The organism is Endozoicomonas sp. Z74 (genome assembly GCF_057680865.1).
The window spans coordinates 43650-50701 of record NZ_JBLYZI010000033.1; the positions used below are offsets into that span (position 1 = coordinate 43650).

7 protein-coding genes are annotated in these 7052 nt (G+C 43.1%); all 7 read left to right on the plus strand.

Annotated elements, in window-relative coordinates:
• Window positions 1-72 precede the first annotated feature (72 nt).
• The 7 genes from ACNRUY_RS11745 to ACNRUY_RS11775 all read left to right on the plus strand — a co-directional run bounded on the left by ACNRUY_RS11745 (window position 73) and on the right by ACNRUY_RS11775 (window position 6904).
• The gene (locus tag ACNRUY_RS11745) at window positions 73-543 is read left to right on the plus strand and encodes an acyltransferase (protein WP_488111826.1); all 471 of its coding nucleotides are present in this window, start codon (window positions 73-75) and stop codon (window positions 541-543) included.
• Complete coding sequence (locus tag ACNRUY_RS11750; RefSeq protein ID WP_488111827.1) at window positions 536-1684, plus strand: glycosyltransferase; 1149 nt, start codon at window positions 536-538, stop codon at window positions 1682-1684. Before ACNRUY_RS11745 ends, ACNRUY_RS11750 begins: the two co-directional genes overlap by 8 nt.
• A gap of 274 nt (window positions 1685-1958) precedes the next feature.
• On the plus strand, window positions 1959-2450 hold the full coding sequence (locus tag ACNRUY_RS11755; protein ID WP_488111828.1) for a hypothetical protein: 492 nt from the start codon (window positions 1959-1961) through the stop codon (window positions 2448-2450).
• Complete coding sequence (locus ACNRUY_RS11760; RefSeq protein WP_488111829.1) at window positions 2443-3945, plus strand: GumC family protein; 1503 nt, start codon at window positions 2443-2445, stop codon at window positions 3943-3945. The genes ACNRUY_RS11755 and ACNRUY_RS11760 overlap by 8 nt, the downstream gene beginning before the upstream one ends.
• Window positions 3942-5039, plus strand: a complete 1098-nt coding sequence (locus ACNRUY_RS11765) for a glycosyltransferase (RefSeq protein WP_488111830.1) — start codon at window positions 3942-3944, stop codon at window positions 5037-5039. The genes ACNRUY_RS11760 and ACNRUY_RS11765 overlap by 4 nt, the downstream gene beginning before the upstream one ends.
• Window positions 5036-6220 (plus strand): glycosyltransferase family 2 protein, encoded by a 1185-nt coding sequence (locus ACNRUY_RS11770; protein ID WP_488111831.1) that lies wholly within the window; start codon window positions 5036-5038, stop codon window positions 6218-6220. The genes ACNRUY_RS11765 and ACNRUY_RS11770 overlap by 4 nt, the downstream gene beginning before the upstream one ends.
• 42 nt (window positions 6221-6262) lie before the next feature.
• Window positions 6263-6904: a sugar transferase gene (locus tag ACNRUY_RS11775; protein ID WP_488111832.1), complete on the plus strand. Its 642-nt coding sequence runs from the start codon at window positions 6263-6265 to the stop codon at window positions 6902-6904.
• Window positions 6905-7052 lie beyond the last annotated feature (148 nt).

Genomic DNA, 7052 nt, shown 5'->3' on the forward strand with positions numbered 1-7052 from the left:
TGGACGCCTTTGTTCAAATCCAGGCTGGCCAATCACCCAAAAAACCTTTATCTGTATTCAGGAATGCCATTATTGCTCGGACCTTTGACCATCACAATGGGCAATAATTGCAGGCTATCAGGCCATACCACCCTCAGCGGCAGGGCATCCAGAAACCTTAAGCCCACGCTGATTATTGGCGATAATGTCGGGATCAGTTGGCAAAACGAGATTTTCGTAGGTGACCGAATTCAAATTGGTAACAATGTCAGGCTGGCTGTAAAAGTCCGCCTTGTTGGCTACTCTGGACACCCTCTTGATCCTGAAGACAGGGCTGATGGCCTGCCAGATAAGGATGAGCAGGTAGGAAATATCATCATTGAAGATGATGTCTGGCTTACGGCTGGTGTCACTGTTATGGGTGGAGTGACAATTGGTGCTGGCACCATTGTAGCCACTGGCAGTGTAGTGACTAAAGATCTCCCACCCGGTGTCCTTGCAGGAGGCATACCAGCAAAAGTTATTCGCCCTCTCAGCCACCAGGAGGACATAAAGGATGGCTGACCTGATCGTGTTTGGAGAAGACTGGGGAGGATTGCCATCCAGCACCCAGCATCTGATCCGTCACCTGATGGAAAACCACCGGGTTATCTGGGTAAACTCAATTGGTATGAGATCCCCTCGCATAAATACCCGGGATTTTTATCGATTAACTCAAAAAGCAATAAGCATGTTAAAGCCCTGTAGCAAACAGGAGATCACCACTACCACAAGCCATAACCCCACCATTATTAACCCCAAAGTAATCCCTTTTCATGGCATAAAATGTGTCCGTCGAGTCAATAAATACCTTCTGTGCCGTGAAATCCGAAAGATAATGCATAGGGAAAAATTCGAGGATATTGTTCTTTGGACCTCACTCCCCACTGCAGTCGACGTGGTTGGAAGTCTTGGTGAAAACATTTCCATATACTATTGCGGTGATGACTTTGAAGCCCTGGATGGGGTTGACCACCAGATCATCGCCCCCTTGGAACAAGAGCTTGCTGCACGCGTTGACCTTGTGCTGGTAGTAAGTAAAAATCTGGCCGACAAATTTCCAGGCCCAAACACGGTTATGTTGCCACACGGAGTCGATTTTGAGCTGTTCTCACAATCAGCTCCCCGGCCCTATGACCTGCCAACAAATGGCCCTATTGCCGGTTTTTATGGCAGCATTTCAAAATGGCTGGATGTTGAAATGCTTGCACAATCAGCAACCGCTTTGTCCAATTGGCAATTCGTCTTTATTGGAGATATCAAAACGGATGTTACTTCACTACAGGAGCTGCCAAATACTCATTTTCTTGGAACCAAGTCACACAGAGAGCTACCAGGCTATATACAGAATTGGGACGTTGCCCTTTTACCCTTCCTTGACAATCGTCAAATAAGAGCCTGTAACCCATTGAAATTAAGAGAGTATCTTGCTTCAGGAACTCCAGTAGCCTCCACCTCCTTCCCTGCTGTCCAGCCTTATAAAGACCTGATTTCAGTGCAAAACAATAAAGAGCCTTTTTCCAGAGTCATTAAACGAGCTTACGAACAAACTGAGCAAATGCATCTTAGGCAGAACAGAGTATCTACTGAATCATGGAAATACAGAAGTCTTCAGCTAGAGGAACTGATCGAACACCTTATCAATAGGAGTACTTCAGAACCATGAATATTATTGCCTCACTCAATACTCTACATATTTAGAGCATGTTCATCATAATTAAAACCATCATCGCACAATCTTGAAAAACACACTCTCACTTAGGACTACACTTACCTTATCAACAGGGTTAACTTATTGAAAATATTAGCTTTAAATGACAATAAGTCATCACTTAACTCATCAGAAAACCACTAGGTCTTTACAACTGACAAAAACATGGCACCTTTAGCCTGGCAGCTTAGCTTTAATGACCAGGCGTTTTTAAAAAGGAAAAAAGTCAATGGCAACAAAAAACAACCAGACCATCATTATATTGATTTCCCTGTCATTACCATGGCTGGCTGGTTGTTCGTCCCTCATGGACTTTAGAGAAAATTCAACAGCCGATAAAATGCCATCCGATACAAGGCTGCAAAATTCCATAAAAAGATTAAACACATCTGAAGAAGCCCTCCCTATATCAAAAGACATGTATCGCCGTCAGTTGTCCATCACCTTTAAAAAAGAAACAACAACCCTCACTGAGCACCACGAGAAACTGATTCGTTTATTTTTCCAATCGCTACCGAACAGCAAAAACATAAACATTATTATTTCTGTTGCACCCTCATCAGAACAAGATACCTTTAAGTCAATAAGCAGCTCATGGAAAAGATTAAGAAGCGTTAGAAATCAACTGATCGAATACAGCAAGGATATCGAACTTATTTATCAGCCAGATTTAGAATCAGACTCAGCTAGCATCCAGGTAGTAGGAGGCAGCGGTGTCTAATGAAATACTGAGAAACCTGTTTCGTTTATTAAATAATGCCTGGCGTCGACGTTATACCATTTGTGTACCCATGGTTATAATGCCTGTAGTCGGTTTTATGGTTAGTTTTATGGCACCCAAATATTACGAAGCTCACACAACGATCCTGCTTCAGGACACAACCCTATTAAATCCAATACTGGAGGACTTTTCAGTTCCAACCAATCTTGAAGAAAGGCAGGCAGCACTTAAAATTCTTCTGAAAAGCCGTAAAGTTCTTGGAGCGGTTGCCAGAGATGTTAATCTTGTTAGTGAAAACTCTTCTCAAAATGAGATTGATGAGCAAATTGAAGAGCTATCTAAATCCTTATCTGTCGTTTTTGGGGGTGAATTAGTCAAGATTTACTATCGGAGCAAAAACAAAACTGACAGTGAGCTTTTACTTAAAACGGTCACTACCCATTTTTTAACCATCGTTCTGGCACCCCATAAATCATGGCAAAAAACCTCTGCTCAATTTCTGCGGGACCAAGTTGACCGCCATAGAAAAGCACTCTCCATATCAGAAAAAAAACTATCTGAATATAAATCCTCGTATGCACTGGAACTTCCTGAACTGCACAGGGCAAATGTTACCCGGCTAACCGAACTTCGCCAACTCTTAATGGAAAAAAAGACCGAGCTAGCCGGGGCTAAAGCTGCCATGCAAGAATTCAATGGCAACCTTGCCCAGACCAACCCTGTTATAGGTAAGCTTGAAGAGAGAATCATCAATACACGAACTAATTTAAGTATGCTGCGTTCCCGCTATACAGAAAAGCACAGTAAGATTCAGGCATCCGTCCGAGAACTCGAAAGGCTCAAATCCGAACGGCAAAGGATGATAGCAGAAAGCAGCAAACTTAAGACTGAAGATATCCAGAGGCTCTGGAATCTGGCTGCCTCAACCCCCAGTGTCTCCACAGAAAACGCCCAGGGACAGACTACAATCCTGGCATCCCAACTTCAAGCCGTACAAGAAGCTAAGGCCAAAGTCTCCAGCCTGGAATACGAAGTACAAAGCATCAATGCCCAGGCTGAAAGCCTCCGGACAAAGGTACAGGACTTTGCTGAAGTTGAGAGAACCCTGGTTGAACTGGAGCGAGACCTGGATATTAAGAAAAAGCTGTATGATGACTTTCACAGTCGCTATGTGATGGCTCAAGTATCAGGTGACCTGAGCTCTTATGAAGAATCAGAAAGGGTTCAGATCATCGATAAACCTTACACCCCAAGCAAGCCTAACCAACTGCCAACCTCTCTTTTTATTGTCGCGGGCTTTTTTGCAGGGCTGGGAATAGGAACCGGTTTGTCGGCTATCGCTGAAATATCAGATACCAGCCTTAGGCTTCAGGATACCATTGAAAAAATGGCAGGTATCCCAGTACTTGCCCGACTGCCAGCCATGCCTCAATCACCAACGTTGATTTACGATGCATCCAGGGACAGTTTTACTGAAGAGGAGATGGAGTCATGAATCAACCTCCTGTGATTGCTCAGCTTGTACAACATCTGGCTCCTGGTGGAATCGAGACAATGGCCATTGATTTTCAAAAGATGGCTCCCAACCCCGAGCAGGTTCATATCATAAGCCTTGAAGGCAATTTTCGCGAAGCCTCAAAACAGTGGCCAAGAATAATCAAATTACCAAGACTTCACTTTCTTGAAAAACCACCCGGCCTCAGTATTCAAGTCATCAAAGACCTATGCCTTTTGCTGAAACAGCTGAACGCCAGTGTAATTCACACTCACCATGCTGGACCATTACTCTATGGGGGACTGGCGGCCAATATAACAGGCTGCCACCATATTCACACTGAGCATGATGCCTGGCATCTATCCAGTCTTAAAAGGCGGATTCTGGTGGGAGCCTGTTTCCATATTCTGAGACCCAATGTGATCGCAGATGCCCATTTAGTGGCAGAAAACATCAAGAACCATATTCCTTTTTCTTCCCCGGAGATTATCCCAAATGGGATAGATTGCCAGCGATTTACACCTGGCAATCAGCTGAAAGCCAGACATCAGCTGGGGCTCCCTGAAGATAACCTTATCATCGGGTGTGCGGCCAGGTTTACAGCCGTTAAATCCCACAATCTGTTATTGCAAGCATTTTCAGCCTTACCAGAATCCACTCATCTTGCCCTGGCTGGAAATGGTGAGCTGAAAGGAGAACTGAAGACTCTTGCACACAAACTCAATATTGATCAGAGAGTTCATTTTCTTGATGTAATTGATGATATGCCTGCATTTTACCGCGCCATTGATCTATTCAGTATGGCGTCCACCAAAGAAGGTTTACCATTATCCCCTCTTGAAGCACAGGCCTGTGGAAAGACTGTAGTAATTACCGATGTAGGAGGCTGCCGTGAAGCTGTTGACCCCAAATCCGGACAATTAGTGACAGCAGGCAGTGAGAACCAGCTTAAAGCGACACTTGCTCAACAACTGGAAGTCGCCCGTAATCCCACCCTGAGAGAGTCTGCCAGACAATTTGTACTTGATGGCTTTGATATAAAAAATGTTATCAACCAATACAACTCAATTTATCTGGGAGGGGCTTTAAATTGAATACATTTGCCATTTTTATAATAATAATTTGTAGCATGCTGGTTATTTACCATCATTTGATTTACCCTCTTATTCTCTCGATGATTAATATTAGTCGCTATTCTCTACCGCACTATTCACACAGGCATTACAAAGAGTCTAAAAGTGACTCTCATCTTCCCAGCGTTCATATCATCATACCTGCCTTTAATGAAGCAAGCTATATACGAGAAAAGGTAATCAACCTTTCATATATTGACTACCCAAAAGACAAACTCAAAATATCTATAATTTGTGATGGTTCAACTGACAATACCAGCGAAAAAGCAAAAAACACATTAAAAGAAGATGAGTGCAAACATCTAAATGCAGAAGTTATCAGATTAAACCAAAATCGTGGAAAAGTTTATATTATCAACACATTTATTCCAAGAAGCAATTCTGACATAGTCGTTCTGACAGATGTTTCAGCTTTGATTTCAAGCAATGCTCTTTTGGTTACAGCAGCCTATTTCACACAAAAAAGTAGAGTTGGTGCGGTTTGTGGAAGCTACCAATTCACCCCGGTAGAGCATTCAGGCGAACAAGTCTACTGGAACTATCAAAGAAGAATAAAAATCCAGGAAAGCATTCTGGAATCAACCATAGGCTTACACGGTGCATTTTATGCGTTTAGAAGAGAGCTCTTCAAAAAGCTACCACCAGATACCATCAATGATGACTTTACCCTACCCGTTAATATTATTATGCAAGGGTATCAGTGTCTGTATGACCCAAGAGTCGTAGCATTGGAATTGGAAAACTCTTGTAACAACATGGATTTTGAGCGCCGTAAGCGTATTGCGGCTGGAAATGCTCAACAATCAATCAGACACCTTGCCCTGCTTCACCCCAAATTTGGAAAGATTGCCTTTAACTATTTTTCTGGAAAGTTTCTTCGCTCTTTAATGCCATTAATTATGATTCTGTTTTTCCTGGCATCTATTCAGTTATCGAGAGACTTCTTCATTTTTCAAGGTATGGTTGCAATACAGATACTGGTGTACAGCATCACCATATTTCTTATCAAATCCAGAAAACAGCCATCATCAAAGGTATTGAACATTATTTTTTATATCATTTCCGGCCATATGGCAATGGCAATAGGTTTTTTAAAATACTTGTCCCGACAAGCCAATGGGCAATGGGAGCGAGTGAATTAAATCATCAAAGGAAAAAAGCTGAAGTAGCAAAGGAGTATTGCGATGCAAGAGACAACCTATGTTCACCCAGTAACTGTCTGGGGTAAAAGGGCAATGGATATTGTTGTGGCATTAACAGGTATCCTTCTCACCCTTCCTCTATACCCACTGATAGCTGTAGCTATACGCATTGATAGCCGAGGTCCGATCCTTTACCAGCAGATGCGAATTGGTTATCAGCAAGAAGACTTTATCCGCCTTTTCATGATCCAAAAGTTCAGAACCATGCGCTCTGATGCTGAATCGGGAACCGGACCCGTCTGGGCCCAGAAAAATGATCCCAGAATCACGAAGGTCGGTCATTTTTTAAGGAAAACCAGGCTCGATGAACTTCCCCAATTATGGAATGTTTTGATGGGCGATATGTCCATTGTTGGGCCAAGGCCTGAAAGACCGGGGATGTGCTACAAACTCGAAGGGAACATCCCCTTCTATACGGAAAGAACCTATGACGTAGTTCCTGGAATTACTGGGTTGGCACAAGTCAACCTTGGTTATGACGAAACACTCAATGATGTTCGAAACAAGCTGGCATATGACCATGCATACGCTCTGGCTCTCAGCAACCCCTGGGAATGGCTGAAAATGGACATCTCGGTGATTCTCAAAACCATGATGATAATGGTCACTGGCAAGGGGCAATGAACTCATTGAGGTGCCCCTAAGCTGCATTAGTTCAGATCTGATCTGACAATTCCCTCTTCAAAAAAGGGAAGGGTTACCGATTTAGATAGAGGGTGAAATCACTGAAATCTAAATCGTAAAAAGGTAACCCTTATGATTCATACTAATC